This window comes from Escherichia sp. E3659 (assembly GCF_005781135.1).
Classification (GTDB): Bacteria; Pseudomonadota; Gammaproteobacteria; order Enterobacterales; family Enterobacteriaceae; genus Escherichia.
In genome coordinates, this window is sequence record NZ_VATQ01000008.1 from 176,927 (window position 1) to 203,591 (window position 26,665).

General features: G+C 51.0%; 23 protein-coding genes. 8 read left to right on the top strand and 15 right to left on the bottom strand.

Annotation, left to right across the window (positions count from 1 at the left end):
- Positions 1–17 precede the first annotated feature (17 nt).
- Positions 18–1,778 (bottom strand): LPS biosynthesis-modulating metalloenzyme YejM, encoded by a 1,761-nt coding sequence (gene yejM / locus FEK47_RS09000; protein WP_135487520.1) that lies wholly within the window; start codon positions 1,776–1,778, stop codon positions 18–20.
- Positions 1,779–1,797: 19 nt separating this feature from the next.
- Complete coding sequence (locus FEK47_RS09005; protein ID WP_001135667.1) at positions 1,798–2,025, bottom strand: YejL family protein; 228 nt, start codon at positions 2,023–2,025, stop codon at positions 1,798–1,800.
- A 181-nt stretch (positions 2,026–2,206) separates the two neighbouring features.
- On the opposite strand from FEK47_RS09005, the gene yejK reads away from it, so the two are divergent.
- Positions 2,207–3,214 (top strand): nucleoid-associated protein YejK, encoded by a 1,008-nt coding sequence (yejK, locus tag FEK47_RS09010; protein WP_138183166.1) that lies wholly within the window; start codon positions 2,207–2,209, stop codon positions 3,212–3,214.
- Between the two features lie 138 nt (positions 3,215–3,352).
- Here yejK and rplY read toward each other — a convergent pair whose 3' ends face one another.
- Positions 3,353–3,637, bottom strand: a complete 285-nt coding sequence (gene rplY / locus FEK47_RS09015; protein ID WP_000494183.1) for a 50S ribosomal protein L25 — start codon at positions 3,635–3,637, stop codon at positions 3,353–3,355.
- A 124-nt stretch (positions 3,638–3,761) separates the two neighbouring features.
- On the bottom strand, positions 3,762–5,522 hold the full coding sequence (locus FEK47_RS09020) for a DEAD/DEAH box helicase (RefSeq protein ID WP_130207116.1): 1,761 nt from the start codon (positions 5,520–5,522) through the stop codon (positions 3,762–3,764).
- A 148-nt stretch (positions 5,523–5,670) separates the two neighbouring features.
- Here FEK47_RS09020 and rsuA point away from each other — a divergent pair, with 148 nt between their 5' ends.
- The 3 genes from rsuA (at position 5,671) to FEK47_RS09035 (ending at position 8,261) form a co-directional block, all read left to right on the top strand.
- The gene (gene rsuA / locus FEK47_RS09025) at positions 5,671–6,366 is read left to right on the top strand and encodes a 16S rRNA pseudouridine(516) synthase RsuA (protein WP_130207114.1); all 696 of its coding nucleotides are present in this window, start codon (positions 5,671–5,673) and stop codon (positions 6,364–6,366) included.
- A gap of 27 nt (positions 6,367–6,393) precedes the next feature.
- Positions 6,394–7,584, top strand: coding sequence for a multidrug efflux MFS transporter Bcr (gene bcr / locus FEK47_RS09030; RefSeq protein WP_000213385.1), 1,191 nt, complete (start codon positions 6,394–6,396; stop codon positions 7,582–7,584).
- Between the two features lie 332 nt (positions 7,585–7,916).
- Positions 7,917–8,261, top strand: a complete 345-nt coding sequence (locus FEK47_RS09035; RefSeq protein WP_064526789.1) for a YejG family protein — start codon at positions 7,917–7,919, stop codon at positions 8,259–8,261.
- A 3-nt stretch (positions 8,262–8,264) separates the two neighbouring features.
- Here the strand turns inward: FEK47_RS09035 and yejF are convergent, their stop codons facing one another.
- From yejF to yeiP, 10 genes are all read right to left on the bottom strand, one after another.
- The gene (yejF, locus tag FEK47_RS09040; RefSeq protein ID WP_135487521.1) at positions 8,265–9,854 is read right to left on the bottom strand and encodes a microcin C ABC transporter ATP-binding protein YejF; all 1,590 of its coding nucleotides are present in this window, start codon (positions 9,852–9,854) and stop codon (positions 8,265–8,267) included.
- A 1-nt stretch (position 9,855) separates the two neighbouring features.
- On the bottom strand, positions 9,856–10,881 hold the full coding sequence (locus tag FEK47_RS09045; RefSeq protein WP_135487522.1) for an ABC transporter permease: 1,026 nt from the start codon (positions 10,879–10,881) through the stop codon (positions 9,856–9,858).
- Positions 10,881–11,975 (bottom strand): microcin C ABC transporter permease YejB, encoded by a 1,095-nt coding sequence (locus FEK47_RS09050; protein ID WP_135487523.1) that lies wholly within the window; start codon positions 11,973–11,975, stop codon positions 10,881–10,883. Before FEK47_RS09050 ends, FEK47_RS09045 begins: the two co-directional genes overlap by 1 nt.
- On the bottom strand, positions 11,976–13,790 hold the full coding sequence (locus tag FEK47_RS09055; RefSeq protein WP_130207106.1) for an extracellular solute-binding protein: 1,815 nt from the start codon (positions 13,788–13,790) through the stop codon (positions 11,976–11,978). It lies immediately after the preceding gene.
- An 81-nt stretch (positions 13,791–13,871) separates the two neighbouring features.
- Positions 13,872–15,428 (bottom strand): cyclic di-GMP phosphodiesterase, encoded by a 1,557-nt coding sequence (locus tag FEK47_RS09060; RefSeq protein WP_135487524.1) that lies wholly within the window; start codon positions 15,426–15,428, stop codon positions 13,872–13,874.
- A 182-nt stretch (positions 15,429–15,610) separates the two neighbouring features.
- On the bottom strand, positions 15,611–16,177 hold the full coding sequence (gene mepS, locus FEK47_RS09065) for a bifunctional murein DD-endopeptidase/murein LD-carboxypeptidase (protein ID WP_000241011.1): 567 nt from the start codon (positions 16,175–16,177) through the stop codon (positions 15,611–15,613).
- 421 nt (positions 16,178–16,598) lie between these two features.
- Positions 16,599–17,303, bottom strand: coding sequence for a Kdo(2)-lipid A phosphotransferase (gene lpxT / locus FEK47_RS09070; RefSeq protein ID WP_130217104.1), 705 nt, complete (start codon positions 17,301–17,303; stop codon positions 16,599–16,601).
- A gap of 38 nt (positions 17,304–17,341) precedes the next feature.
- Complete coding sequence (yeiR, locus tag FEK47_RS09075) at positions 17,342–18,328, bottom strand: zinc-binding GTPase YeiR (protein WP_135487525.1); 987 nt, start codon at positions 18,326–18,328, stop codon at positions 17,342–17,344.
- Between the two features lie 118 nt (positions 18,329–18,446).
- Positions 18,447–19,913 (bottom strand): mannitol dehydrogenase family protein, encoded by a 1,467-nt coding sequence (locus FEK47_RS09080; RefSeq protein WP_135487526.1) that lies wholly within the window; start codon positions 19,911–19,913, stop codon positions 18,447–18,449.
- 222 nt (positions 19,914–20,135) lie between these two features.
- Positions 20,136–20,708 carry an elongation factor P-like protein YeiP gene (gene yeiP / locus FEK47_RS09085; protein WP_001136827.1) on the bottom strand — a complete coding sequence of 191 codons (573 nt, stop codon included), beginning with the start codon at positions 20,706–20,708 and terminating at the stop codon, positions 20,136–20,138.
- A gap of 154 nt (positions 20,709–20,862) precedes the next feature.
- On the opposite strand from yeiP, the gene FEK47_RS09090 reads away from it, so the two are divergent.
- Positions 20,863–21,117, top strand: a complete 255-nt coding sequence (locus FEK47_RS09090) for a YkgJ family cysteine cluster protein (protein WP_064526801.1) — start codon at positions 20,863–20,865, stop codon at positions 21,115–21,117.
- Here the strand turns inward: FEK47_RS09090 and setB are convergent.
- Positions 21,114–22,295, bottom strand: a complete 1,182-nt coding sequence (gene setB / locus FEK47_RS09095) for a sugar efflux transporter SetB (protein WP_130221884.1) — start codon at positions 22,293–22,295, stop codon at positions 21,114–21,116. The two genes, FEK47_RS09090 and setB, sit on opposite strands and share 4 nt — an antisense overlap.
- Positions 22,296–22,662: 367 nt before the next feature.
- On the opposite strand from setB, the gene fruB reads away from it, so the two are divergent.
- From fruB to fruA, 3 genes are read left to right on the top strand one after another with little or no spacing between them, the layout of a single operon-like run.
- A complete protein-coding gene (fruB, locus tag FEK47_RS09100; RefSeq protein ID WP_130217112.1) occupies positions 22,663–23,793 on the top strand; it encodes a fused PTS fructose transporter subunit IIA/HPr protein in 1,131 nt (376 codons plus the stop codon).
- Positions 23,793–24,731 carry a 1-phosphofructokinase gene (fruK, locus tag FEK47_RS09105; RefSeq protein WP_000091270.1) on the top strand — a complete coding sequence of 313 codons (939 nt, stop codon included), beginning with the start codon at positions 23,793–23,795 and terminating at the stop codon, positions 24,729–24,731. The genes fruB and fruK overlap by 1 nt, the downstream gene beginning before the upstream one ends.
- Positions 24,732–24,747: 16 nt before the next feature.
- Positions 24,748–26,439 carry a PTS fructose transporter subunit IIBC gene (gene fruA / locus FEK47_RS09110; RefSeq protein WP_135487527.1) on the top strand — a complete coding sequence of 564 codons (1,692 nt, stop codon included), beginning with the start codon at positions 24,748–24,750 and terminating at the stop codon, positions 26,437–26,439.
- Positions 26,440–26,665: the final 226 nt, after the last annotated feature.

Sequence of the window (26,665 nt, forward strand, 5' to 3'; positions counted from 1 at the left end):
AACTGATTTATAATTAATCAGTTAGCGATAAAACGCTTCTCGTCTGTCAGCACCTGCAATAACAAACTCAACTGTGGTTTTTCGTCTCTCACTCTTTCACCACGTAAGTTGTAAGTGCGGTATTTACCGTTATTGTTCAGTACTAGCGTCATTTTCGGTGTGGTAATTGCCAGCGTATCGTTATCCGCGGCTGTTACCCAGTAATGACGGCGCTCAGGGTTGAACAAGTCCTGACCCTGTGAGTATTCGCTGGCAGGCGTACTGACGTGTAGCAGGCGTTGCATCAGCGTGGTCATAAGATCAGTATGATCGGTCAAGGCATTAATACGCTGTGCCGGTGTGCCTGGCCAGTGAATGACTAATGGCACCTGAAGATGGCCACGTGACCAGTCAAAGGTTTCTTCATCTTCGCTCAGCGGAATGCCGCGACCAGCAGTGATAATCACCACCGTGTTGTCCAGTTTCCCGGATTCACGTAACGCATTCAGGACGCGATTGATCTGGTCATCGACATTGCCTGCCGCGCGGTTATATTTCCGGGCAAATGCCTGCTGATTGCTGTCATCAATGTTGGTGCCATTGAAAGATACCCAAGAGAACCAGCGGTTATCTTCTTGCGCGTAGCGGCCAAGCCAGTTGATCCACTGCGAGGCGGTCTGCTCATCGGATTGTGTATGTACGCTCGGCATCGAGAAGTCTGACAACAATGCCTGGCGATACAGCGGACTGGTAAAGCCATCTGACGAGAATAAGCCCAACTGATAGCCTTGCTGGTTGAGCGCGGTAATTAACGCCGCAGGCGTACGGGTCGACAGAATACCGTCCATATAGCTTGGCGAGATACCATAGAACAAGCCAAAGATACCGTTGTCGGTGGTGTTGCCGGAACTCAAATGGCGCGTGAACGAAATATTTTGTTCGGCAAAACCCGCCAGTGCAGGCATCTGCTTCTCGTAGCGTGAGTAGTTCAGGCCATCAACAGTAATCAACAACACATTTTGCCCGGTGCCCATATCGCGGTAGCGCAGTTCGCTTAACGGATACTGAACGGAAACGGCGTCTGGATTACCTTGCTCGATCAGACGGCGTTGATACTCCTGCGCATCAAGCAGGCCATGCTTTTCAAGAAAACGTCGCGCCGTCATCGGGTACGAAAGCGGCAGGTTAGCGCGCTGCATGGTGATAGGGCGATAGAAGTTAGCATCGGCCCAGATATACACCATGTGTGAGGCGATAAAGGCGATAAATAAGAATGCGGCCAGCGGACGGGCGAAGCGTCGACGACGCGTCAGACTGCGCAGCTTTTGCCAGCTCCACGTCGCAAACACCAGTTCAATCAATAAAATAACTGGCACGCTGATAAACATTAGCTGCCAGTCGCGTGCCATCTCATTCTCGTCCGGATTGATAACCAACTGCCAGACGATGGGATTAAGATGGAGATGGAAACGGGTAAAGACTTCGCTGTCGATCAGTAACAGCGTCATTCCCACAGTGGCCAGAATGACGGACAAAAACCTCATTAGCCTCTGTGAGCCGACGATAAAGGTCAGCGGGAAGAGGATCAGCAAATAGGTGGCGAACACCAGAAAGCTGAAGTGGCCGATAATGCTTACATAGGAATAAATACGACCCGCAAGCGTTGTCGGCCAGTCGGCGATAAACAGGTAACGACTGCCAATGACAAGTGAGAGCAGAATGTTGAACAGTGCAAACCAGTGCCCCCAGCTGACCATCTGGGAGACTTTTTCACGGTAGCGCTGACGATGAGTTACCATAACCTGTTATCTGTTTCCCTTAGTGCGCTTTGTCTTCGTTGATCGAGGACTGCAAAGCGCGGGCAAAAGAGTTGGCAATTGCCTGGCGTTGAGCCGGGGCAATGCTGGTATTGATAAGGTTAGTGACCATGTTGCCTAACACCATCAGGGAAAGGTCGGTCGGAGCCTTATGTTTTTCCAGTACGTTGAGCAGCTCTGCGAGCAATTGTTCAACCTGTTCATCACTGTAGCGGGAAATTTGTGGCATAAATCGAAATCAGTTAGTTGATGAAAGGGCAACATATTACCGTAGCAACGGTTTTTTTTCTGCTTTTTTATGCTTTCAATCATTCTCCTTACGCAGCCTTCTGTAAAATGGCCGCCAACTTTTATTGCGTCGCTTTACCGGTGGTGGTTGAATACCGCCCGGTCTTAAAGGAGAGTTTATCATGAGTCTGGATATCAACCAGATTGCTCTGCACCAGCTTATCAAGCGTGATGAGCAGAACCTTGAGCTGGTGTTGCGCGATTCATTGCTGGAACCGACGGAAACCGTCGTTGAGATGGTGGCAGAGCTGCATCGGGTCTATAGCGCCAAGAACAAAGCCTACGGATTGTTCAACGAAGAGAGTGAACTGGCGCAGACGCTGCGCTTGCAACGTCAGGGCGAAGAGGACTTTCTGGCATTTAGCCGCGCGGCAACCGGTCGCCTGCGTGACGAATTGGCAAAATATCCGTTTGCTGATGGCGGTTTCGTCCTGTTTTGCCACTATCGTTATCTGGCAGTTGAGTATTTGCTGATTTGCGTGCTGAGCAATCTAAGCAGTATGCGCGTCAACGAAAATCTCGACATCAACCCGACCCATTATCTCGATATCAATCATGCGGATATTGTTGCGCGTATCGATTTAACCGAATGGGAAACCAATCCAGAGTCCACCCGCTATCTCACTTTCCTGAAAGGGCGAGTAGGGCGCAAAGTGGCGGATTTCTTTATGGATTTCCTCGGGGCCAGCGAAGGGTTGAACGCCAAAGCGCAAAACCGCGGTCTGTTGCAAGCGGTTGATGATTTCACTGCCGAAGCGCAACTGGATAAAGCAGAGCGACAGAACGTGCGCCAGCAAGTTTATAGCTATTGTAATGAGCAATTGCAGGCGGGCGAGGAGATTGAACTGGAGTCGCTGTCAAAAGAGTTGGCGGGCGTCAGCGAAGTGAGCTTCACGGAGTTTGCTGCTGAAAAAGGGTATGAACTGGAAGAGAGCTTCCCGGCAGACCGCAGCACGCTGCGTCAATTGACGAAGTTTGCCGGTAGCGGCGGTGGCTTGACCATTAACTTTGATGCGATGCTGTTAGGTGAACGCATCTTCTGGGATCCAGCGACCGATACGCTGACCATTAAAGGTACGCCGCCGAATTTGCGCGATCAATTGCAGCGCCGGACGTCTGGCGGCAATTAATCGGTTTTGTGTTATGAATGCCAGATGCGGCGTGAACACCTTATCTGGCCTGCAAAAAATAGCAATACCGTAATCAGGCATAATCTACAGATACAAAAAACCCCGCCGGAGCGGGGTTTTTTACAACTTATTCAGCGATTAAGCGCGAACGAAGTCGATGTGCTGCAGCTTAGGTTTGTACGGATGACGCTGTACGTCCTGAGCTTTAACTTTGATTTCTTTACCGTCAACAACGATGGTCAGAACTTCGCTGTAGAATTCAGCTTTAGCTTGCATGTTCATGACTTTGTCGTGATCCAGCTCGATAGCCAGCGGCGCTTCTTTGCCACCGTAGATGATTGCCGGGAATTTGTTAGCGGCACGCAGGCGGCGGCTCGCACCCTTACCCTGCTCTTTACGTACTTCTGCGTTGATAGTAAACATTTCTTTCTCTCTTAAATGATTCCTGCTACAGGCGACCCAGCAACAGGTAAGTGATCTGCTTTGCGTATGCAAAAGCGGGCGAGATTCTATACTCAATCGCCTTATACATCAATCAAAACTACCATTAACCGCGTAATTCGTGCGCCCGCCGAAAACGACCTTCGTAATCGAATATTTTTTCACGTACTTGCCAGTACTGACCTTTCATGCGGGCGACGACAAAATCAGGATGGCGCAGCAACGCTTGTTGGGCGAGGATATCGGCAGCGGTGATCCAGCGCAAAGGGATGCCCGGTGTACGCGTATGCGGGCGGATAAAAAGCTGTTCGAAGGCAGTACGCTGGGCGGGCGTTTGCAGACGGAAACGCTCACTCACATCCGCGCCGTCTTCATCGTAATAGGTGATTTTCAACCATTCGCCTTTCTCGTCGTGCCCATGCTGCAAAGACATGCCGCTACAGCGTAATACCAGGGCGTCTTTCAGTCGTAGCGCCGCTTTTAACATATCATCCGGGTCAACCAGAATGGTGTCACATTCGCGGCAACGGCGGGCGGCAATATCGTTTTCCGCGTTACATTGCGGACAATTTTTAAAACGGAAACGGAAGTCACACTGTTCGCGATGGCCGTCGTCATCTTCAAACCATCCCTGACAGCGGCGACCAAAGTGTTCAATCAATGTCCCGTCGGCGGTAGTTTTGCCCCAAAAGGTGTTGGCAAAGCCACAAGCAGGGCAGAAAACCTGCACCGGGACGTTGTCACTTTTGCCTTTCGGTGTACCAACTTCCGGTGCGTAGAGATCATGAGGATTACCCGCATAATCGAGAATTAAGCAATCTGTTTTACCCGGCGCCAGACGCAGACCGCGCCCGACAATTTGTTGGTAAAGACTCACCGATTCGGTAGGGCGCAGAATGGCGATAAGATCGACGTGCGGGGCGTCAAATCCGGTGGTCAGTACCGCAACGTTGACCAGATAGCGAAAACGCTGGGCTTTAAAATCTTCAATTAACACATCGCGCTCAGCGCCGGGGGTGTCGCCAGTAATCAGTGCAGCATCTTCGGCGGGTAGTAATCCCACAATCTCTTTTGCGTGTTCGACCGTCGCGGCGAAAATCATCACTCCTTTACGCTTTTCGGCGAACTCCATAATCTGGCTGATGATGTGGGGGGTAATACGTTGCTGTTTTTTCAGCTCACGGTTGAGATCGGCTTCGCTGAACAGCCCGTTACTCTGTGCCTGCAAGCGGCTGAAATCGTATTGCACTACTGGCATATCCAGTCGTTCTGGCGGCGTCAGATAGCCGTGTTTAATCATATAACGCAGCGGCAGTTCATAAATGCAGTCACGGAAAAGGGCTTTCTCATCGCCGCGTACCATGCCGTGATAATGGAACTGGTAGATCCAGCCTTTGCCCAGTCGAAAAGGCGTGGCAGTCAGCCCCAGCAGGCGTAAGTGGGGATTCACTTTTGTCAGGTGAGTGAGGATTTGCTGATACTGGCTCTCTTCATCGTCACCAATACGGTGGCATTCATCGACAATCAACAGCGAAAATTCACCCTGAAAGGCATCAAGATTACGGGCGACCGATTGCACGCTGCCAAATACCACTTTACCGTGGCTCTCCTTGCGTTTTAGCCCGGCGGCAAAAATATCGGCTTCCAGCCCCAACGCCTGGTATTTAGCATGGTTCTGCGCCACCAGTTCTTTGACGTGTGCCAGCACCAGAACACGACCACGCGCCAGCCGTGCCAGTTCGGCAATCACCAGGCTTTTACCTGCTCCGGTAGGCAGCACGATAACGGCAGGGGTTTTATGACGACGAAAATGGTTGAGCGTGGCATCCACGGCTTCTTGCTGGTATGGACGAAGTGTAAAAATCATGGTTTAGCGTAGGTAGATTAATCTGCTAATAGTATGCCACGGATCTTTTTCCCTTGAGGGAAGTTATTAGACCGCTATACTGGGCAGACAACAGTTCTGATTTTCGGGTCTATGCCCGACCTCCGTTTTTACAGGCAAAATCACACACATGCGACTTGATAAATTTATCGCACAGCAACTCGGTGTTAGCCGTGCTATTGCCGGGCGTGAAATCCGTGGCAATCGCGTCACCGTTGATGGCGAAATCGTCCGCAATGCAGCGTTCAAACTGCTCCCTGAACACGATGTTGCTTATGATGGCAATCCGCTGGCGCAGCAACACGGCCCGCGTTATTTCATGCTTAACAAGCCCCAGGGCTATGTTTGCTCAACTGATGACCCGGATCACCCAACGGTGCTCTATTTTCTGGATGAACCTGTGGCGTGGAAACTGCACGCGGCGGGGCGGTTGGATATTGATACCACCGGTCTGGTGCTGATGACTGACGACGGTCAGTGGTCGCATCGCATTACTTCTCCGCGTCATCATTGCGAGAAGACCTATCTGGTGACGCTGGAATCACCCGTAGCTGACGATACGGCAGAGCAATTTGCCAAAGGCGTACAGCTGCATAACGAAAAAGATCTCACTAAGCCAGCGGTGCTGGAAGTGATTACCCCTACGCAGGTCCGTCTGACCATCAGTGAAGGGCGTTATCATCAGGTGAAACGCATGTTCGCCGCCGTGGGTAACCACGTGGTTGAGCTGCATCGTGAACGCATTGGCGGTATTACTCTGGATGAAGATTTAGCCCCAGGTGAATATCGTCCATTAACTGCAGAAGAAATTGCCAGCGTCGGTTAACACTTTCATTTTATTCAGGAGCCCGTTGTGACCACTCGACAGCATTCGTCGTTTGCTATTGTCTTTATCCTTGGCCTTTTGGCCATGTTAATGCCGCTGTCGATTGATATGTATCTGCCCGCGCTGCCAGTGATTTCAGCGCAGTTTGGTGTGCCAGCGGGCAGCACGCAGATGACCCTGAGTACTTATATTCTGGGTTTTGCGTTGGGGCAGTTAATCTACGGGCCGATGGCGGATAGCTTCGGGCGCAAGCCGGTTGTCCTCGGTGGTACGCTGGTGTTTGCCGCGGCGGCGGTGGCGTGCGCGCTGGCGCAAACCATCGATCAGCTGATTGTGATGCGTTTCTTCCACGGTCTGGCTGCGGCTGCGGCCAGCGTGGTTATCAACGCTTTGATGCGCGATATCTACCCGAAAGAAGAGTTCTCGCGGATGATGTCGTTTGTCATGCTGGTGACCACCATTGCACCGTTGATGGCGCCGATTGTTGGCGGTTGGGTGCTGGTGTGGTTGAGCTGGCATTACATCTTCTGGATCCTCGCTGTGGCGGCAATTCTGGCTTCGGCAATGATCTTCTTCCTGATCAAAGAAACGTTACCGCCGGAGCGTCGCCAACCGTTCCACATTCGTACCACTATCGGTAACTTTGCTGCGCTGTTCCGCCATAAGCGTGTCCTGAGTTATATGCTGGCCAGTGGTTTCAGCTTTGCCGGGATGTTCTCGTTCTTAAGCGCCGGACCGTTTGTCTACATTGAAATCAACCACGTTGCGCCGGAAAACTTTGGTTATTACTTTGCGCTAAACATTGTTTTCCTGTTCGTGATGACCATCTTTAACAGCCGCTTCGTTCGCCGTATTGGCGCGTTAAATATGTTCCGCTCGGGGTTGTGGATACAATTTATTATGGCGGCGTGGATGGTTATCAGCGCGCTACTGGGGCTGGGATTCTGGTCGCTGGTGGTTGGCGTTGCGGCGTTTGTGGGCTGCGTATCGATGGTGTCTTCTAACGCGATGGCGGTCATTCTGGATGAGTTCCCCCATATGGCGGGAACTGCGTCGTCGCTGGCAGGAACCTTCCGTTTTGGTATTGGCGCCATTGTTGGCGCACTGCTTTCGCTGGCGACGTTTAACTCTGCATGGCCAATGATCTGGTCCATTGCTTTCTGTGCGACCAGTTCCATTCTCTTCTGCCTTTACGCCAGTCGACCGAAAAAACGGTGATCTATTGCACAACGGGGAAGCTAAAAGTCTTCCTTTGTTGATGCATGTCAACCGCAAATCTATCATTCCCCCGATATATGTTTATTTTATGTAAACTCAATTTATGTAAAAAGTCACATCATTGTAGTTAAAAAGGTTGAGTTAGATCGCAGAAACGGGTACATATAGCCCCGCAAACGTGACCACGCCCGCAGATATCATTTAAATCAGAACAATAGCGGCCACGCAGGCGAGGCATCAATCTTTACGATCTGTTGAAGGACAGATTGTTGATGATGTGTTAAAATTAATGTAAATAAATTGTGAAGTAAGTGTGCTTCCGGGGAAAATAAGTGACTTCATTACAACTCTCAATCGTCCATCGACTGCCGCAGAACTATCGTTGGTCTGCTGGTTTCGCAGGTTCGAAAGTTGAACCGATTCCGCAAAATGGACAGTGCGGCGACAACAGCCTGGTGGCGCTTAAATTACTTAGCCCGGATGGCGATAACGCATGGTCGGTGATGTACAAACTAAGTCAGGCATTAAGCGATATTGAAGTTCCGTGCTCTGTTCTCGAGTGCGAAGGTGAGCCTTGCCTGTTTGTAAATCGCCAGGACGAGTTTGCTGCAACATGCCGACTGAAAAATTTTGGTGTGGCCATTGCCGAACCTTTCTCAAACTACAATCCATTTTAAGCGTCAGCTCAACGCCAGTAGCTGACGCGTATACTCCTGCTGCGGTGCGGCAAACACGCGCGCGCACGGTCCTTGTTCCACCACTTCTCCCTGTCGCAGCACGATAACCTGATGACACAACGCGCGGACAACGTGCAAATCATGGCTGATAAACAAATAGGCCAGTTGATGCTTTTGTTGTAATGATTTCAATAGCGTCAATATTTGCGCCTGTACCGTTTTGTCGAGCGATGATGTCGGTTCATCAAGAATGATCAACGAAGGCTTAAGAATCAATGCCCTGGCAATCGCAATACGTTGCCGCTGACCACCCGAGAACTCCGCTGGATAACGGTGGCGTGTTTCAGGATCTAGCCCCACTTCATGCATCACGGCTATCACTTGTTCTTCGCGTTGCACGGCAGAGAGCGTCGGCTGGTGAACCCGTAAGCCTTCCTCAATAATCTGCAACACGTTGAGTCGTGGGTTGAGCGAGGAGTTTGGATCCTGAAATACCACCTGAATGCGATGGCGAATAGGTAACAGCTGGCGGCGATTTAAATTTTGCAATGGCTGACCGTCAAAGACGATGCTGCCCTGAGAGTTAATCAACCGCAGTAGCGCCAGCCCCGTTGTGCTTTTGCCGGAACCGGACTCGCCCACTAAACCCAGCGTTTCACCCGCCCGTAGCGTAAAACTGACGCTTTTCACCACCACATTATGATCGACGACGCGCTTCAGGAGCCCTTTGCGAATGGGGAAGGCGACCTGAAGCTGTTCAACATCAAGCAACGTTGAGGCCGGTTCTGGCAACGGCACCGGGTCGCCTGACGGTTCGCTGTTGAGTAGCTTTTGCGTATAAGGATGTTCAGGGGAGGCAAAGAGCGTAACGGCGTTATTTTGCTCCACACAGCGACCGTTTTGCATTACCGCCACGCGGTGGGCCAGTTTTCTGACAATGCTGAGGTTATGAGTAATAAACAGCATACCCATATTCAGCTCGCCTTGCAGTTCGCGCAACAGCTGCAAAATCTGCGCCTGGACAGAGACGTCCAGTGCGGTGGTTGGTTCATCGGCAATTAATAATTCCGGTCGCGTTAACAGCGCCATCGCAATCATCACCCGCTGGCGTTCGCCGCCGGAGAGCTGATGCGGGTAATCTGTCAGCCGTTTTGCCGCCTGACGGATACCGACGCGATCAAGGCAGTTAAGAATTTCGCCACGAGCCGCTTCCCGACGCATTCCGCGGTGGAGTGAAAGCACTTCATAAAGCTGTTTTTCCAGGGTATGCAATGGGTTTAATGACACCATCGGCTCCTGGAAAATCATGGCAATCTTATTTCCCCGCACGCCACGCAATGTTTGCTCGTTGGCATGAAGCAGCGATTCTCCATGAAAACGGATATCGCCAGAGAGATATTCAACCGGCGGGGAAGGGAGCAGACGTAAAATTGACAGCGCGGTAACGCTTTTGCCAGAACCTGACTCACCCACCAGCGCCAGCGTTTCGCCAGCCTCAATGTGTAGTGAAACATCATTCACTACGGTACGAACAGTTTGCTGATGGCGAAAACCCACCGACAAATTTTCAATCGCTAACAGAGTTTGCGTCATGCTACACCGCCTTATTAGGATCAAATGCGTCGCGGACGGCTTCACCAATAAAGATCAGCAAAGACAACAATATCGCCACCGACAAGAAGGCAGTGATCCCAAGCCACGGAGCCTGAAGGTTATTTTTCCCTTGTAGCAGCAGTTCGCCGAGTGATGGTGAACCGAGCGGCAGACCGAAGCCGAGGAAATCGAGCGAGGTCAGGGTGGTTATCGAACTACATAAAATAAACGGTAAAAAGGTGAGGGTCGCGACCATGGCATTAGGCAACATATGACGCAGGATAATACTGCGATCGCTGACGCCAAGTGCCTGCGCCGCGCGGATGTAGTCGAAATTACGGGTACGTAAAAACTCCGCCCGCACCACGCCGACCAGACTCATCCAGCCAAACAAGACAGTAATTGCCAGCAGCCACCAGAAGTTAGGCTGTACGACGCTGGAAAGCAGAATAATCAAAAACAGCGTCGGCATCCCCGACCATACTTCAATAAAGCGTTGCCCCCAGAGATCGACTTTACCGCCGTAATAGCCTTGTAGCGCCCCCGCCAGCACGCCCATCACGCTGGAACAGAGAGTCAGCATCAGGCCAAACAGAACCGAGATCCGCGTGCCATACAGAATGCGTGCCAGCACATCGCCACCGTTGGCATCCGTTCCCAGCCAGTTTTGCCGGGAAGGTGGGGAGGGGAAGGGCTTGTCGGTGGAAAAGTTGATACTGGTAGCGCCAAAGCGAATCGGCGCCCACAGTACCCAGCCTTTATCTTCCAGCCGTTGTTTCAGCCACGGGTCCTGATAATCAGCCAGACTTGCCAGCGGGCCGCCAAAATCACTCTCACTGTAGTTTTTCAGCAACGGGAAATACCAGCTGCCGTCATAACGTACCAGCAATGGCTTATCGTTGGCGATCAGTTCAGAACACAAACTCAAACCAAACAAGATGAGGAAAATCCATAACGACCAGTAGCCGCGACGATTATGACGAAAACGCGCCCAACGGGCCTGATTGACGGGGCTGAGTCGCGACATTAGCGTCCCTCAAAATCAATACGAGGATCGACCAGCGTATAGCTGATATCACTGACAATATTCAGCAGCAGGCCAATCAGGGTGAAAATGTACAGGGTGCCAAACATCACCGGATAATCGCGCGAGACGGTCGCTTCGTAGCCCAGTAAACCGAGGCCATTGAGCGAAAACATCACCTCAATCAGCAGTGAGCCGGTGAAAAACATGCTGATAAAAGTCGCCGGAAAACCGGCAATCACCAGCAGCATGGCGTTGCGGAACACATGTTTCCAGAGAATATTTTTCTCACTTACCCCTTTCGCACGCGCGGTCACCACGTATTGCTTACGCACTTCATCAAGGAATGAGTTTTTTGTCAGCATGGTCAGCGCCGCAAAGCCACCAATCACTGTCGCCAGCACCGGCAGCGTGATATGCCACAGATAATCGGTGATTTTCTGATACCACGGCAGCGAATCAAAGTTAGCGGAAACCAGGCCGCGTAGAGGGAACAGGTCGAAATAGCTGCCGCCCGCGAAGAAGACAATCAGCAGGATGGCGAACAAAAAGGCTGGAATGGCGTAGCCGATGATGATAAATGCGCTACTCCAGACGTCAAAGCGGCTGCCGTTATAAACGGCTTTGCGAATACCCAGCGGAATCGACACCAGATAGATAATCAGCGTGCTCCACAATCCTAGGGTGATGGAAACAGGCAGACTGTCTTTAATCAGCGTCAGCACCGAAGCGCTGCGAAACAGGCTGTCGCCAAAATCAAAGCGAATGTAGTCCCAAAGCATTTTGAAGTAACGTTCGTGGATCGGCTTATCGAAACCGTAGCGATGGGTGATCTCAGCGATCACTTCTGGATCTAACCCGCGTCCGCCACGGTAATTACTGTCGCTGATATTGCCGACGCCCGTTTGCGCATGGCTGGCACGAACGCCTTCGCCGCCTGCGCCGGGTAATACTCCGGCATGACCAAACTCAATGGCGGCGATGGCCTGGTCGACGGGACCGCCAGGCGCAATTTGCACGATGAAAAAGTTGATGGTGATAATCGCCCATAATGTTGGGATAACCAGCAACAGACGGCGAATCAGGTAAGCGCCCATCTACTCTCCCTGTTTGCTGGCGGACGGCAGTTTGGCCGCTTTATTGACGTCATACCACCAGGTATCGATACCGAGGCTATAGATGGGGCGCACGGCCGGCTGGGAGAATTTATCCCACCAGGCGAGACGGTCTTCCGCCATGTACCACATCGGCAACATGTAATAATTCCACGTTAATACGCGATCCAGGGCGCGCCCCAGAGGCAGTAATTTTTCTTTATTTCCCTGGGCGGCAATAATTTGGTTGATCAGCGAGTCGATAACCGGGCTTTGCACGCCGGGGGCATTATAAGTGGAGTTGATATATTCCGATGACCAGGAAATCTGTAAATCGGAACTGGGCCACGGCATCGCCCGCCACACGCGCGGCATCATGTCATAGTCGCGGCTGCGCATTCGGTTGGTGATTTGCGAGTTATCCACCTTGCGAATGTCCATGTTGATACCCAGCCGTTGCAAGCTATGTTGGAACGGCAATACCCACTGACTATTGCTGCTTGCAGGAAGCAATAATTCAAAGCTGAGTGGCTGGCCTGTGGTGGCATTAACGCGTTGCTGACCTTTCAGCACCCAGCCTGCATCGTTGAGAAGTTTGTCGGCTTTTAACAGGTTGTCACGGTCGTAGCCATCGCCTTTGGACACTGGTGGCTGGTAGATTTGCGTGAACACTTCTGGCGGTAGATCTTTTTTCATTGGCGCCAGAAGCACCAGCTCAGCGGCGTCGGGGTAATTTCTGGCCGCGTATTCGGTATTCTGAAAATAACTGTTCGTGCGACTCCAGGCATTGTAAAACAACGCTTTATTCATCCATTCAAAGTCAAAGGCGAGGGTGATGGCTTCCCGGACCCGGCGATCGCTGAATACCGGTCGTTGAATATTAAACGCCAGCCAGCGCGTATCCTGGGCTGATTCGTTCTTTTGCTCATCTTTGATAATGTATTTTTTATCGAAATTCTTACCGGTATAGCGCGTGGCCCAGTTTTTGGCGTCGTTTTCCATGCGTAAATCAAAGGCGCCAGCTTTAAACGCTTCGAAGGCAACATTATCGTCGAGATAATAATCGTAGCGAATGGTATCGAAATTCCAGCGACCACGATTTACCGGTAAATCGGCCGCCCAGTAATCTTTCACGCGGGAATAGACAATATTTTGCCCCATTTTCCAGGACGTAATGCGGTACGGACCACTGGCAAGCGGAGGTGTAGATAACGGGTCGCTAAGTTTATGATCCTTCCAGTACTTTTCTGGAAATACCGGCAGCGAAAACAGACTCAGCATATCTTCTTTGCCTGGTTTGGCTAATTCAATACGCACGGTTAATGGCGCTATGGCTTTGACCGTTGTGCCTTTGTATACCAGGCGAAACTGTGGCACGCCCTCGGTCATAAATTTTTGAAAAGTAAACTCAACGTCGCGTGCGGTAATCGGCGAACCATCATGAAAACGGGCGCGCGGATTGATAGCGACTTCTACCCAGGAATAATCGTCAGCATAGCGTGCGCTTTCGGCAATCAGCGGATAATAACTGCCGGGTTCGTCATCGGAAGTGGTAAATAGCGTGTCGTACAGTTGCTCGGTGCGTGCGCCGGGGTTTCCGCGTAGTGCATAGCGGTTAAAATTATCGAAGGTACCAATGGAGGATAACGTTATTTGCCCGCCCTTCGGCGCAGCGGGATTCACATAATCAAAATGGTTGAAATTAAAAGCATACCGGGGTTCTCCCAGCACCGCAAAGGCATAGCTTTCCTTGATAGCTTGCGCCTGCGCACCGAAGGTGAACAGGGTGATAAACAGCAGCAGTATGCGCACAATCATCTGCAACGGATTTCCTTTTACTCATCATTAGCCGCAATCCGGCATGCTTCAACTATGAATAATAAGGGACACAAGCACACCTTACCACTGCGGCGTATGCGGTTTCTCCAGCCAGCGGACAAAATCATCCATCGGTAAGGGGCGGCTAATCCAATAGCCTTGCAGGAAATTAACACCTCGCTCACGTAGCCAGCGCGCCTGTTCCGGTGTTTCGACACCTTCAGCAACCGTCAGCATATTGAGACGTTTCGCCAGCGTGAGCACTGCGTCAAGCACCGGAGATGTGACCGTTTCCGTACCTATAGCATTGATAAACCCACGGTCAATTTTCAGATACTCGAGCGTGAAGCGTTCCAGATAGATAAGCGCGCTGTGTCCGGTGCCGAAGTCATCAATAGCAATTTCCACGCCGACAGAGTGCAGCCAGGCGAACAGTTTTGTGGCCTCATGCTCTTTCAGCATATCGCGCTCGGTTATCTCCAGTACTATCTGGAAATGGTGCGCGGGTAGGGAGGCGAGCAGCCGATGTATATCCGCTTTAAAGCTCTCGCTGTGCAGATGGTCCGGTGCGATATTAATGCCAAACTTTATGCCCACCGGCAGTACGTTTTGTAATTCAGCCGCATCACGGGCTATAAGCTCAAACAGATGCTGGGTCAGCGGCACGATCATCTTTTGCGATTCGGCATATTGAATGAAGGCATCCGGCGGGATTTCACCTGCAACAGGGTGACGCCAGCGTAGCAGCACTTCCAGGCCCGTGACCCGCAGCGTTTGTGTATCAACCACCGGCTGATACACCAGGTAAAATTGCTCACGTTTGATGGCAGCCATAATTTCTCTGCCAGGGCGCATACGCACACTCATCAGGTAATAGCAGAGCAGGCCAACGACAGTTCCACTCATACCGCCCAGTAAAAACGCATACCACACATCGTTCCATGTCCAGTCATCAGCATAAAGACGCACAGTCAGCGGAATGCCTGTTATTTTGGTTTCGCGTACTGGTTTGCCGGATAACTCACGGACGTTCATCAAATGCGACGAAAATGTCGAAAGCACGGTATCGCCAATAATGAGTGCGATTCCGTCGAAATCTTGCTGACGAGAGCTATAGAGAAGATATGGCGTCAGGTGCAGGTTTAATGCTGCAAAAACGCCGCTATTTTTCAATAAAGGGTTGCGATACCAGATGACGATAGTGGGTTTGTTGGGCACCATTGGCGTGCCAGGCAACATCGCCATATCGACGTCTTTGTTAATATCGAGCGCCGGGATCAACTCATTGAGCGGTATATCCATCTCCCCCGTCGCTGATGAACAAAAGCTCTTTTTATCCTTCACCAGCACAAATGTGCGAACATTCATGCTAAACGCCGCGCGGGCAGTCAGTTCAGGGTTAGCCTGCTGACAGGTATCTAAGGTGAGCGGCTGTAGGCGGTCAGTGGTTAATTTCAGGTCGGCGAAGTAGGTATCGAGGTACTTTTGTACGTCGGTAATCAGTGTGTCGTATTTGACTTCGTGTTTATGCCAGGCAACCAAAAACTGAAGACAGCTGACCAGTATTGCGATCATCACGCCCGCAATAATGCAGGTAAGCAGGATCTTACGTCCGGAAGAGGGAGCGCGTATGAACATGGTTCCGTTAATATTCCCGAGATTACGACAACGCTGAAGTGGAAGAGAATGACGGGACTATAGCCTGGTTCAAGGCACGGAAACATCATTTTCTATGATGAATGAAAACAAAAAAGCACTGCTTAAGCAGTGCCTTCAGTTAACTCGTCAGGATAGCCAAGGGATTGCATCCAAACGGTTTATTAGCTGCGGCTAAGAACCCGACGTGCTTCGTTGTAACGCTTTTTCCAGTACGGCTCATTCATGCTGGAAATAATAACACCACTGCTGGTGGAAGCATGAACGAACTGATTGTTGCCGATATAAATACCGACATGGCGTCCAGTTGAACCGGCACGGAACAGAACTAAGTCACCTGTACGCAAATTACTGCGGGAAACTGACTTGCCCATTTCCTGCTGTTCATAAGTTGAACGAGGAAGTTCTAAGCCAAATTGTTCGCGGAATGTACGCTGTACAAAACCAGAACAATCGATACCTTTTTTAGTGCTGCCACCCAGACGATAACGCACGCCTTTCCAGTCAGCATACTGATCCATAATTCGCGATTTTACGTCGACATTACGAACCAGATTTTCAAATTCATCCTGAGAAGCTTGCAGTGATGATGTTTCACTACCCACTGCACGTGTCTCAGGATGCATATTCTTTGCGGTGTTATTTGCACTACATGCAGAAAGCAGAACCGCTACTGCAATCGCGGGAATCCCGCGCAAGATATATCTCAAAATCGGTTGAGATTTGACCATGTTGTTTGTTTTCCCTTGAAGTCCTTAACGACAAATATCGTTATAAAAAAATGCCAAGCGACACGAGACTAATTACCTGGGCACGTTGAAACAATTCCTTAAGGCCAAATCTGTGGACTAACGCACAAAATTATATGCTGTGAGGATAATCTACCGCCGAGGCAAAACGTGTTCGAGATTACCCGATTGACGCGGTCTTGGCGAGCGGTTTTACATGATTTTTTATAAGAAAAAGTGATACAGAAAGTTAATAAACGGGATTGGTCAATTAAAGCACTATTGTCTAAAAGATGCGCAATTCATTCATTTGCTTAGAGAATGATCATTTCACTTAATGAACGAGAGCAAAGCCGCACATCATCAGGATTATCCCTACTATGAAAATAAACCTGATGATGTTAATTACTGTGAGTTATTTGTTTTATGAATGTTTATTTTTTCCAGGCAGTGATTTGTCAAAAAAGGCGATTAATTGATCACTTAAAGGCGTCATTAGCCACCAGGGCAACCCAATCAATATCACCGTCATGGAACCGACAATGATATCGGTAAACCAATGTGCGCCAATCATCACTCTGGGAAATGCAAAAACCACAAATATAATAAGGGCGATTACTCCTGCGACTTTTCCGAAATATCGCCACATAAAAGCGGAAAAAATAAGCAGCATCATGCCATGATCGCCGGGAAAACTATCTCGTGAGGCATCTTTCGTTGGAACAGATAGCAGTTCGCTGACGCGGTTAATATCTGTAAAGGTCAATGTCGGACTGGCCCGTTTTACCGGAATAAATGCCTGGCCCAACTGGTTTAATACCACTGCGGTTAACAGCATGACCAGACCAATAATCACAATACGCCGTCTGCCGGGTGCGTTTTCTTTCAGCCAGAAACTCAGCATCAGTATTCCCATCGCCAGCAGTGAACAACCGTCGAAGGCGCGATTATTAGTCAACGCAACCAGCCATAAAAAAGTCTTGCTTTCGACCAGTTTCTGATTAAAAAAATAAAAAATATCCGCGTCAATCGGCAACCAGAATCCATGATTGACGGGAATGTACCAGGAAAGAAACAGCGCGAGGCCGACAATATTTAATAGCACTATTTGCGGCAAATTTTTGATCATATTTTCTCTAATTATCTTACTGAAAAACGCAGGCAACCTTACGCGTTGGTCGCTAAACGAAGCTTCAACAGCGCGCTCTGTAAGGCGTTCCAGTCAGTTTCGTCGCTGGAAATCAGCTCAATGCGGCTATCTGGTGGTGCAACGTTTTGCGTTTCAATGTGCAGGTCATCGCCCTGACGGTTGATGCGCACAAGACCTTCTGGTATCCGCATCACGCCTTTTACGCGTCCGACCGGCGCAAGTCGCGCCCATTCCAGAATGCCAATGGTGTCGAACACGGTATCAGCGTCGAATATCCAACCGCAGGCCTGGTGTCCTTGTCCGCTATTCAGACTGCGACGCCAGCGTTGATGCTCTGGCAGGCTTAATGCCGCTAATCCTTTTTTCTCGTTATGTTGATGCGAATGGGCAGCGCTGGCGGGCAACTCAGTTAAATTTCGACGAGGTAAATCCAGAAGATGACCATCAATTTGCCCATGATCGCTGTGAATTAATTGCCGTTCGCCACCGTTTTGTTGCCACCAGCGTTGTAACGCTTGCTCGCTTTCTGGCGTAGCACGGTCGGATTTATTGGCGACAATGATGTCTGCGGCAGCCAGTTGATCACGGAAGTTTTCATTACCGACGCTTTTTTCGTCCAGCAGCAGGCGCGGATCGAGAATGCACAACGTGGCGCGCAGATCGATCCACGGTTCATAGACCGGCGCGGTTAACAGATCGAGGATCTGTTTCGGATGACCCAGTCCGGTCGGCTCTATCAGCAAGCGGTCTGGTTTTCCCTGGCGCAGTAAGGTATTCAACCCTACCTGCATGGGTAAACCATTAACGCAGCACATACAGCCGCCGGGGATCTCTTTCAGCAATGCGCCGCTATCGGCGAGCAAAGCACCATCAATTCCAACTTCCCCAAATTCATTAACCAGAACCGCCCATTTTTCGTTGGGATCTTTGTGGGCTAGCAGATGAAGAATAGAGGTTGTTTTCCCGCTGCCGAGAAAACCGGTGATGAGGTTGGTCCTGGTCACAACGGCTCCGCAATAATCAGATGAGTTAACTGTGCGTTAATCCTGGCTAAAAAAGGCGGAAAAGAGAAGAGAGAGGGCGGACGAAGCGATGCTCCATCCGCTTTAACCGCAGAAATCGTTAAATTTTGAGGGTGTTTAATAGCGCCTGATGCGCGCCGAACTGCGCGATTTGTTGCCAGGCTTGTTCGATGGCCTGCACAAAATGCGGGTTATCTGGTAGGTCATCACCGAATACTTCACGCAAAGAAAGCAGGGCGGTGACGCGTTGTTCACTGCTACTGCCCGCAACGAAGTTGTGAATTTTATCGTAAAGCGGATCGCGGACATCGATAGCTTTTCCGGCATCATCTACGCCGCTCACATAGCGCATCCAACCTGCGACACCTAATGCCAGTAACGGCCAGTTTGTTTCGCGAGCCAGATGAATGCGAATCCCTGCCAACATGCGTTGCGGTAATTTTTGACTGCCATCCATCGCGATTTGCCAGGTCTTATGTTTCAGCGCCGGATTGGCAAAACGTTCAATTAACGTATCCGCATAGTATGTTAAATCGACATCTTTAATCCGTAGCGTTGGCGCTTGCTCATCCAGCATTAATGTTCTGGCGGCATGGCGAAATGCGCGGTCCTGCATGCAATCACTAATATGGGCGAATCCAGCCAGGTAGCCCAGATAAGCGAGAAAAGAGTGGCTGCCATTAAGCATACGCAGTTTCATCTCTTCCCACGGCAGGACATCATCCACCATTTGTACACCTGCGATTTCCCAGGCTGGGCGCCCTGCGACGAAGTTATCTTCCACCACCCACTGGATAAACGGCTCGCAGCTAATTGCACAGGGATCATTCACGCCCAGATATTGGCTAATTTCTGCCAGTGATTCTTCCGTTGCTGCCGGGACAATGCGGTCGACCATGGTTCCCGGAAAGCTGACGTGTTCTTTTATCCACTCGGCAAGTTCTGGAGAGCGTTTTTCAGCCATCCCCAGCACCGCATTTTTCACCACATGACCATTGTCGGGAATATTATCGCAGGAAAGTACGGTAAACGGCGCAAGGCCACGTTCACGACGGCGTTTCAGCGCTTCGACAAGAATGCCTGGCGCGGAGTGAGGTTCTTCCGGGCTTTGTAAGTCATGAATAATCCGCGAATTATTGGTATCGAGCGCCCCGGTGGCCGGGTCGATACAATAACCTTTTTCGGTAATGGTCAGGGACACAATTGCCACCTGCGGTTCGCAAAACTTCTCAATAATCGCCGCTAAGGAATCCAGTTTTGCATTCAGGCATTCATGAACGGCCCCGACAATAATCGCCTGGTTGCCGTCTGCGCCTTTCTCCAACACGGTATATAAATGATCCTGTTCGCGAAGTTGGCTCATTAGCCGATCGCCGCTGAACAAACTGATTTCACAGATCCCCCAATCGCTGCACTGGGCATTCAGCACACGGTCGGTCAGTAACGCCTGATGTGCGCGGTGAAAGGCTCCAAAGCCAAAATGAACGATACGTGATTTCAATTGCTGGCGATCGTAGCGTGGAGTGTGAATGTGAGGCGGGAACGTAGTGGAGGCAATTGTGTTCATAGAAGTCACGTCTTAGTAACGATTGATTAACAATGCTAGTGTAAAGTTATATGACAACAATTGAAATTGGTCTGGATTGTTAATGCGATGAAGTGTGAGGACGATCAATTTACAAGTGAATATTGCAGGCGAAAGGTGTTCAGGAAGCGCAAAATGAAGGATTGGTATAATAAATTAAAAAAGGGACAGCCTGAGCTGTCCCTTTTCTGAATGTGGCTGAAGTTAGTCAGCACGCCCCATATAACGGCGTTCTTCGATATGGATACGAATTTTTTCGCCCGGGCTTAAGTATTCTGGTACCTGAATCACCAGACCGGTGCTCAAGGTTGCCGGTTTGTTACGGGCACTGGCAGAAGCGCCTTTGATGCCTGGAGCGGTTTCAACGATTTCCAGATCAACGGTCTGCGGCAGTTCAAGCGCCAGCAGTTGACCGTCCCAGGTCAGAACCTGCATGTCTGGCATGCCGCCTTCCGGCATAAACAGCAGTTCTTCTTCGATCTGATCTTTAGTGAAGGTATACGGGGTATAGTCTTCTTTATCCATAAAGACATATTCGTTGCCATCGACGTAGGAGAAGTCAACGTAGCGGCGGGTCAGCGTCACGGTATCAACGATATCATCGCCTTTAAAGCGTTCTTCCACTTTCAGCCCGGTACGGACGTCTGAAAAACGCATTTTGTACAGCGTAGCGGCACCGCGGGCGGTAGGCGACTGAATATCAATGTCCTTAACCAGCAGCAGTTTGCCGTTGTAATTCAGTACCATACCTTTTTTAATTTCGTTCGCTCTTGGCATCGAAAAATTCCTGTTGTCGAAAATGTCAAAAATATCGCGACAAACTACTCGCGACGGGCCTTTCAGGCAAGTGGTATTCGCACTTTTGCTGGTGCCAAAAAGGTGGTAATGTGCGCGCTCCTCAATCCGGTGGTTAACCTTAAGAGAACAACGTATGGAATGCCGTCCGGGTTGCGGGGCGTGTTGCACCGCCCCCTCAATCTCCAGTCCTATTCCCGGTATGCCAGATGGCAAGCCCGCCAATACGCCCTGCATTCAGCTTGATGAACAGCAACGCTGTAAAATTTTCACCTCGCCACTACGGCCGAAAGTTTGCGCAGGCTTGCAGGCCAGTGCTGAAATGTGCGGTAACACGCGTCAGCAGGCCATGACCTGGCTTATCGATCTGGAAATGTTGACCGCGCCTTAAACATCTTTAATCCGCAGCAAGCAAAACAGGGTGGCGATAATCATCACCATCGCAAACCAGAACACCGCGTGATAATTCCAGATCTCGGCGACGATGCCCGCCACTGATCCTGCGATGATCCAGCCCACGCGCGAAGTGTTGGTATAGAGCGTGGTGGCTGAACCTGCCTGACCGGGCATCAAATCCTGAAAATAGAGCATCCCGATGCCGCCCAGAATGCCAATAAAAATAGCATTTAGCAGCTGCAAGCCCAACAGAATGACAGGTGAATGCGCCATCAGCATTCCTGCGTAAAAACAGACGCCACCCACGGCGGCAACGCGCATTAAGAAGCGCTTACCCAGACGTTTGGCAAAATATCCGGCAATCAACATTGTCGGGATTTCCAGCCCGGCGGCGGTCCCCATCATCACACCGGCCAGTTTCTCGGGAAGATGCAGTTCGTTGATAATAAATAGCGGCATGTTGATGATGTACAGGCTGTTCGAGCCCCACATCAATGTACAAATGACAAACAGCAGCAGCGTATCGCGACGGTTACGGCGCGGCGCTTCAACCGTGCCGGTCGCCAGCGGAAGCTCTTTTTGCATCGACGGTAAAAACAACCACACCATCACGCCGCAGACAATAAACGCCACCGCCGCGCTGAGATACATTACCGTAAAGCTGAATCCCATCGCTAAGGCATACGCCAGCGGCGGGCCAATGACCCACGCTAACGATACCTGGGCGCGTAAAAAAGAGCTGAACATCACCGCTTCACGCCCGGTTTTGTCGGCATGTTCACGAGCAAGAGCAAACATTTGCGGGTTGGCGGTAGAGCCAAAACTGCTTAAAAAAACGCCGACGAATAACAAAACAAAGTAGTTGCGATTCCAGGCAAAAAGAGTACAGGCCAGCATGCCTAACAAGCAGCAAAAGACAATCAGCGATTTACGATCGCCGCGTTTATCAGAGCGTCCGGCGAGAAACTGACTGACCAGAATTCCGATAACGGCGCTGCCGGTAAAGAAGAATCCCACCATCGCCGGGCGCGCGTGCACTTCATCAGTGAGGAAAATACTTAGCGTCGGGGTTTGCAGGGCGCCTGCAATACCGGTGAGAAAGGCAACAATTAAAAACGCCGCTGACGTCAGGTCAAACGATTTCGCGCTGGAAACTGCGGGGGAGTTATGCATGCTGGTCGATCAGTGAAAGATGAAGACGCGGAGTTTACGCTGCCTGTCAGAAAATAAACAGTCAGTGAAATCAAACTCGCCACGAATAATCAAAATGGCATTTCACTCTTGCTGATCCTCAGCTGACGCCGCCGAAATGCTAATGCTGATGGCTAATTTCACTGTCAGCATTTCAGATTTTTGGCAAAAAAATGTGCAGCACATCAAACTTTTGGACATAATTTAGCGGCTTCCCTTGCGTGCTGATGAAGAAGTATTATTCTTGATTGAAACGTTTCAGCGCGATCTTGTCTTTAATCCTAAGCCAGGTTGGCGCTTTTTTTCTCATAGAAGCTGAATCGTTTCAATTCAGCAGGAGAGGAGAACTATGTTCCAGTTATCCGTACAGGACATCCATCCGGGCGAGAAGGCCGGAGACAAAGAAGAGGCTATTCGCAAGGTCGCCGCGGCGCTGGTGCAAGCCGGTAATGTAGCGGAAGGCTACGTCAATGGCATGCTGGCGCGCGAACAGCAAACCTCAACCTTTCTCGGCAATGGGATTGCTATTCCACACGGTACTACCGACACCCGCGATCAGGTGCTGAAAACCGGCGTTCAGGTATTTCAGTTCCCGGAAGGTATTACCTGGGGTGAAGGTCAAGTCGCGTACGTGGCTATCGGTATTGCCGCCAGCTCCGATGAACATCTGGGCTTGCTGCGCCAACTAACCCATGTACTGAGCGATGATTCCGTTGCTGAACAACTGAAGTCAGCAACAACAGCAGAAGAACTTCGCGCATTGCTGATGGGCGAAAAGCAGAGTGAGCAGCTGAAGCTCGACAACGAAATGCTGACGCTGGATATCGTCGCCAGCGATCTGCTGACTCTTCAGGCGCTGAACGCTGCGCGTCTGAAAGAAGCGGGGGCAGTTGACGCCACTTTCGTCACCAAAGCCATCAATGAACAACCGCTGAACCTCGGACAGGGCATCTGGCTGAGCGATAGTGCCGAAGGCAATCTGCGTAGCGCGATTGCGGTAAGCCGTGCGGCAAATGCTTTTGATGTGGACGGCGAAACGGCAGCCATGCTGGTGAGTGTGGCGATGAATGACGATCAGCCCGTCGCGGTTCTTAAGCGTCTCGCCGATTTGCTGCTCGACAATAAAGCTGACCGCTTGCTGAAAGCAGATGCGGCAACGCTGCTGGCACTACTGACCAGCGATGATGCGCCGACCGACGACGTGTTAAGCGCGGAGTTTGTGGTGCGCAATGAACACGGCCTGCATGCCCGTCCAGGCACCATGTTGGTCAATACCATTAAACAATTTAACAGTGATATTACCGTGACAAACCTTGATGGCACCGGCAAACCGGCAAACGGACGTAGTCTGATGAAAGTTGTAGCACTTGGCGTTAAGAAAGGTCATCGCCTACGCTTTACCGCCCAGGGACCAGATGCTGAACAGGCGCTGAACGCCATTGGCGACGCCATCGCCGCAGGTCTTGGGGAGGGCGCGTAATGAGCAGACGTGTTGCTACGATCACCCTTAATCCGGCTTATGACCTTGTTGGTTTCTGCCCGGAAATTGAACGCGGCGAAGTGAACCTGGTGAAAACCACCGGTCTGCATGCGGCGGGTAAAGGTATCAACGTTGCCAAAGTTCTGAAAGATCTGGGGATTGATGTCACTGTTGGCGGCTTCCTCGGTAAAGATAACCAGGATGGGTTTCAGCAATTGTTCAGCGAGCTGGGCATTGCCAACCGTTTCCAGGTTGTACAGGGGCGCACCCGTATTAATGTCAAGTTGACGGAAAAAGACGGCGAAGTGACCGACCTCAACTTCTCGGGTTTTGAAGTCACTCCAGCCGACTGGGAACGCTTTGTGACGGATTCTCTGAGCTGGCTTGGTCAGTTCGATATGGTCTGTGTCAGCGGCAGTTTACCATCAGGCGTCAGCCCGGAAGCCTTCACCGACTGGATGACTCGCCTGCGTAGTCAGTGTCCTTGCATTATCTTTGATAGTAGTCGTGAAGCGTTAGTGGCAGGTTTAAAAGCGGCACCGTGGCTGGTGAAACCTAACCGCCGCGAGCTGGAAATCTGGGCTGGCCGTAAACTGCCTGAAATGAAAGATGTGATTGAAGCTGCGCATGCGCTGCGTGAACAAGGTATCGCGCATGTCGTTATTTCACTGGGTGCCGAAGGCGCGCTTTGGGTTAATGCCTCCGGCGAATGGATCGCCAAACCACCGTCAGTCGATGTCGTAAGCACCGTTGGCGCAGGGGATTCTATGGTTGGTGGCCTGATTTATGGCTTGCTGATGCGTGAATCCAGTGAACACACTCTGCGTCTGGCGACAGCTGTTGCTGCCCTGGCGGTAAGTCAAAGCAATGTGGGTATTACCGATCGTCCGCAGTTGGCCGCAATGATGGCGCGCGTCGACTTACAACCTTTTAACTGACAGCAGGAGAGGCATAATGAAAACGCTGCTGATTATTGACGCTAATCTCGGTCAGGCACGCGCCTATATGGCGAAGACCCTGCTGGGCGCGGCGGCGCGAAAAGCAAAACTGGAAATCATCGACAATCCGAACGACGCTGAAATGGCGATTGTTCTCGGTGATTCGATCCCGAACGACAGCGCGCTGAACGGTAAAAATGTCTGGCTGGGTGATATTTCCCGGGCAGTTGCGCACCCTGAGCTGTTCCTGAGTGAAGCCAAAGGCCATGCGAAACCTTACACTGCGCCGGTCGCTACGACAGCACCGGTTGCTGCGAGTGGTCCGAAACGCGTAGTAGCGGTGACTGCTTGCCCGACCGGCGTAGCACACACCTTTATGGCGGCTGAAGCCATTGAAACCGAAGCGAAAAAACGTGGCTGGTGGGTGAAAGTTGAAACTCGTGGCTCTGTAGGCGCGGGTAATGCCATCACCCCTGAAGAAGTGGCAGCGGCGGATCTGGTAATTGTGGCGGCAGATATTGAAGTCGATCTGGCGAAATTTGCTGGTAAACCGATGTATCGCACCTCTACCGGTCTGGCGCTGAAGAAAACCGCGCAGGAACTGGATAAAGCCGTTGTTGAAGCGACGCCTTACGAACCAGCAGGCAAAGCTCAAACGGCGGCGACTGAAGGCAAGAAAGAGAGTGCTGGCGCGTATCGTCACTTGCTGACGGGCGTTTCCTACATGTTGCCGATGGTGGTTGCTGGCGGTCTGTGTATCGCGCTTTCTTTTGCTTTTGGTATCGAAGCGTTTAAAGAGCCGGGTACGCTGGCCGCGGCGCTGATGCAGATTGGTGGCAGTTCAGCCTTTGCGCTGATGGTGCCGGTACTGGCAGGTTATATTGCCTTCTCTATTGCCGACCGTCCGGGCCTCACGCCTGGCCTGATTGGCGGTATGCTGGCGGTCAGCACAGGTTCTGGTTTCATTGGCGGTATTATTGCGGGCTTCCTGGCAGGTTACATCGCGAAGCTAATCAGCACGCAGCTGAAACTGCCGCAGAGTATGGAAGCGCTGAAACCGATTTTGATCATTCCGCTGATTTCCAGTCTGGTGGTTGGTCTGGCGATGATCTACCTGATCGGTAAACCGGTTGCTGGCATCCTCGAAGCTCTGACTCACTGGCTGCAAACGATGGGGACTGCGAATGCGGTTCTGCTGGGGGCGATCCTTGGCGGCATGATGTGTACTGATATGGGCGGCCCGGTTAACAAAGCGGCATACGCGTTCGGTGTGGGTCTGCTGAGTACCCAAACCTATGGCCCAATGGCAGCGATTATGGCAGCAGGTATGGTGCCACCTCTGGCAATGGGGCTGGCAACGATGGTGGCGCGTCGCAAATTCGACAAAGCGCAGCAGGAAGGCGGCAAAGCAGCTTTGGTACTGGGACTGTGCTTTATTTCGGAAGGTGCAATTCCGTTTGCTGCTCGTGATCCGATGCGCGTGCTGCCGTGCTGTATCGTTGGTGGGGCGCTGACTGGCGCAATCTCAATGGCGATTGGTGCGAAACTGATGGCACCGCACGGTGGTCTGTTTGTTCTGCTGATCCCTGGCGCTATTACGCCGGTACTGGGTTACCTGGTAGCAATTATTGCCGGTACGCTGGTGGCGGGTTTGGCCTATGCCTTCCTGAAACGTCCGGAAGTGGACGCGGTAGCGAAAGCCGCATAATAAAACGTGAACAACAGGGCAGAAATTTCCTGCCCTGTATCATTTGATGATCGCAAGGTGATTGACAAGTTATTGAAGGTAACTATATGAATTTATATGGTTTATCTTTAAGTGAAAACCTGAAATCCGCATCGAACATCAACGTTATTTCCTCAAGGGCAGATTAATTTCTGCCCTTTTTTATTGTTCCTGTTCTGTGCATCCCATCACAAATTCCTCGTTTTTT

What these genes read in the sequence shown, in the direction of transcription:
- FEK47_RS09090 (WP_064526801.1), top strand. Translation starts at nt 20,863, where the DNA reads ATGGAATGCCGTCCGGGTTGCGGGGCGTGTTGCACCGCCCCCTCAATC.
- fruB (WP_130217112.1), top strand. Translation starts at nt 22,663, where the DNA reads ATGTTCCAGTTATCCGTACAGGACATCCATCCGGGCGAGAAGGCCGGA.
- FEK47_RS09080 (WP_135487526.1), bottom strand. Translation starts at nt 19,913, where the DNA reads ATGAACACAATTGCCTCCACTACGTTCCCGCCTCACATTCACACTCCA.
- FEK47_RS09050 (WP_135487523.1), bottom strand. Translation starts at nt 11,975, where the DNA reads ATGGGCGCTTACCTGATTCGCCGTCTGTTGCTGGTTATCCCAACATTA.
- rsuA (WP_130207114.1), top strand. Translation starts at nt 5,671, where the DNA reads ATGCGACTTGATAAATTTATCGCACAGCAACTCGGTGTTAGCCGTGCT.
- FEK47_RS09005 (WP_001135667.1), bottom strand. Translation starts at nt 2,025, where the DNA reads ATGCCACAAATTTCCCGCTACAGTGATGAACAGGTTGAACAATTGCTC.
- lpxT (WP_130217104.1), bottom strand. Translation starts at nt 17,303, where the DNA reads ATGATCAAAAATTTGCCGCAAATAGTGCTATTAAATATTGTCGGCCTC.
- rplY (WP_000494183.1), bottom strand. Translation starts at nt 3,637, where the DNA reads ATGTTTACTATCAACGCAGAAGTACGTAAAGAGCAGGGTAAGGGTGCG.
- fruA (WP_135487527.1), top strand. Translation starts at nt 24,748, where the DNA reads ATGAAAACGCTGCTGATTATTGACGCTAATCTCGGTCAGGCACGCGCC.
- FEK47_RS09020 (WP_130207116.1), bottom strand. Translation starts at nt 5,522, where the DNA reads ATGATTTTTACACTTCGTCCATACCAGCAAGAAGCCGTGGATGCCACG.
- yejK (WP_138183166.1), top strand. Translation starts at nt 2,207, where the DNA reads ATGAGTCTGGATATCAACCAGATTGCTCTGCACCAGCTTATCAAGCGT.
- setB (WP_130221884.1), bottom strand. Translation starts at nt 22,295, where the DNA reads ATGCATAACTCCCCCGCAGTTTCCAGCGCGAAATCGTTTGACCTGACG.
- fruK (WP_000091270.1), top strand. Translation starts at nt 23,793, where the DNA reads ATGAGCAGACGTGTTGCTACGATCACCCTTAATCCGGCTTATGACCTT.
- FEK47_RS09055 (WP_130207106.1), bottom strand. Translation starts at nt 13,790, where the DNA reads ATGATTGTGCGCATACTGCTGCTGTTTATCACCCTGTTCACCTTCGGT.
- FEK47_RS09045 (WP_135487522.1), bottom strand. Translation starts at nt 10,881, where the DNA reads ATGTCGCGACTCAGCCCCGTCAATCAGGCCCGTTGGGCGCGTTTTCGT.
- mepS (WP_000241011.1), bottom strand. Translation starts at nt 16,177, where the DNA reads ATGGTCAAATCTCAACCGATTTTGAGATATATCTTGCGCGGGATTCCC.
- yejF (WP_135487521.1), bottom strand. Translation starts at nt 9,854, where the DNA reads ATGACGCAAACTCTGTTAGCGATTGAAAATTTGTCGGTGGGTTTTCGC.
- yejM (WP_135487520.1), bottom strand. Translation starts at nt 1,778, where the DNA reads ATGGTAACTCATCGTCAGCGCTACCGTGAAAAAGTCTCCCAGATGGTC.
- FEK47_RS09060 (WP_135487524.1), bottom strand. Translation starts at nt 15,428, where the DNA reads ATGTTCATACGCGCTCCCTCTTCCGGACGTAAGATCCTGCTTACCTGC.
- yeiP (WP_001136827.1), bottom strand. Translation starts at nt 20,708, where the DNA reads ATGCCAAGAGCGAACGAAATTAAAAAAGGTATGGTACTGAATTACAAC.